2 protein-coding genes are annotated in these 2,217 nt (G+C 73.1%); both read right to left on the reverse strand.

The features are described 5' to 3' along the window. Positions 1-181: 181 nt before the first annotated feature. Positions 182-1,648, reverse strand: a complete 1,467-nt coding sequence (gene murC, locus DD1DGNOD_RS18800; RefSeq protein WP_131770733.1) for a UDP-N-acetylmuramate--L-alanine ligase — start codon at positions 1,646-1,648, stop codon at positions 182-184. A gap of 211 nt (positions 1,649-1,859) precedes the next feature. Beyond that, positions 1,860-2,217: glutamate ligase domain-containing protein (locus DD1DGNOD_RS18805; RefSeq protein WP_430827837.1), on the reverse strand; the 358-nt coding region annotated here is incomplete at its 5' end.

Genomic DNA, 2,217 nt, shown 5'->3' on the forward strand with positions numbered 1-2,217 from the left:
GCCTGAGCCAGGTACTGGGCCGGCATGAGGACGCTGTGAGCCCGGCGGTATGACCACGGCCGGGCCTGCACGACCGGGTGGCCCGCCAGCTGATCGGACGCCATTGTTCAATGGCCTCCTGGCAACCAGACTCCTGGCGATCAGGAGGCCAGCGATCAAGTCCCCGGCGACCAGGTGATCGCTAGAGTGCCGCGAGCAGGCACGGGCCGATTTCGGTGATCGTTCCAGCGCCGAGGGTCAGCAGCAGGACGCCTTCCGGCGCGCTCGAGCGGCTTACCGAGAGGTCGGTGGCGAGCCGCTCGGTCAGCTCGTCCCAGGGCACGTAGCACGTAGCCTCGGGTACGGAGATCTTTTTGGCGAGGTCGCCAGCGTGCAGGCCGAGGGTGTCGTGCTCGCGGGCGGCGTAGATGTCGGTGACGTACACCCGGTCGGCGTCGGCGAACGCGTCGGCGAAGTCGTCCATGAGGGCCGCCAGCCGGCTGAAGGTGTGCGGCTGCACGGCCACCCACACGCTCCGCGAACCGGCCCGCTGGCGGGCCGCGGCCAGCGTGGCGCGGATCTCGGTCGGATGGTGGGCGTAGTCGTCCACCACCTCCAGCGGGCCCCGGCGGTCGGTCGGCGCGGCCGTGCCGACCAGCGCGAACCGGCGGTCCGCGCCCGTGAAGGTCGCGAGCGTCACAAGGGTCTGCGGCACCGCAAGGCCCAGCTCGGTGGCGACCGCGAGCGCCGCGAGCGCGTTGAGGACGGTGTGGACGCCCGGGAGCGCAACCGTGAGCGTCCCGACGTCGTCGCCGTCGCGGCGCACGGTCGCCCGCAGGCCCCCGCCCGGGGTGCCGCGCAGGTCCACCGCCTGCCATGCCCGGCCCGGTTCCAGCCCGTAGTCGACGATCCTCACACGCTCGTGTCCACGCCCGTCCTCATGCCCGTGCGCCTGCGCGGCCGGCAATGCCGCGAGCACCGCCTGAACGCCGGGATCGTCACCACACACCACGAGCGTCCCACCGGGCCGGACCCGGGCGGCGAACGCGGTGAAGGCGCGCCGCACGGACGCCTCGTCGGGGAAGAGGTCGGGATGCTCCCACTCGACGTTGGTGATGACAGCGAGCGCGGGGTCGAGGTTGGCGAACGCCCCGCCGTACTCGTCGGCCTCCAGGACGAACACCCGCCCGGCCCCGACCAGCGCGTTACCGCCGAGCTGCGCCACCTCGGCGCCGATCACCGCGGTCGGATCGATGCCCGCGGCGTGCAGCACCAGGGCGAGCATCGCCGACGTGGTGGTCTTGCCGTGCGAGCCCGCCACCGCGACAAGATCGTAGTCGGCGGTCAGTTCGGGCAGCCACTCGCTGCGACGACGGATCGGGATACCGCGACGGCGGGCGGCGAGGAGCTCAGGATGATCGTCGGGAAACGCGCTGGATGCGACGACGACGTCCACGCCGTCGAGTTCCGCGTCCAGCACGGCCGGGTCGGTGACGGTGCCCACCCGCACCCGGGCACCGGCGGCACGCAGGACGTCCAGGCGGGGGGCGTCCTGCGCGTCGCTGCCGCTGACCACCCCGCGGCGGGCGAGGTGGACGTGGGCGAGCGCGGACAGGCCCGACCCCGCGATCCCCAGGAAGCGGACGTGCTGAGAGTTCTCACCGGTCACGACACGCAGTGAACACCACGCTCCGGCCGGACTTCCACGCGGCTGACCTCCCCGGGCCCGCCGAACCGCCCGAACCGATCGGAACGGCCGGTCCGGCGCGGCCAGCCGGGACGGTCAGCTGACGCGGTCAGTAGGAACGGTCGGCTGACGCGGTCGGTGGGAACGGGGTCCGGTTCGGCGCAGTCGGTCAAGGCGGATCAGTCGGCAGGGGTCAGTTGGCGCGGGAGGCGCGTTCGGCGAGGACGCGTAGCAGCTCGCCGCCGAGAAGCGTCACGTCGCCCGCACCGACCGTCAGCACCAGGTCACCCGGGCGTGCGAACGCCGCGACCCGGTCCGCCGCGGCCGACCAGGACGGCTCATAGACGACCCGGTCGGCCGCCAGGGGCACCCGCGAGGCGATGGTCGCACCGCTGATCCCGGGGATCTGCTGCTCCCCCGCGCCGAACACGTCCATGACCACGACCGCGTCGGCGAGGCCGAGGGCAACGCCGAACTCGGAGGCGAAGGCCGCCGTCCGGCTGTAGAGGTGCGGCTGGAAGGCCACCACCACGCTGCCGCCGTCGGCGACG

It is taken from the genome of Candidatus Protofrankia californiensis, assembly GCF_900634765.1.
In the GTDB taxonomy this organism is placed as follows: domain Bacteria; phylum Actinomycetota; class Actinomycetes; order Frankiales; family Frankiaceae; genus Protofrankia; species Protofrankia californiensis.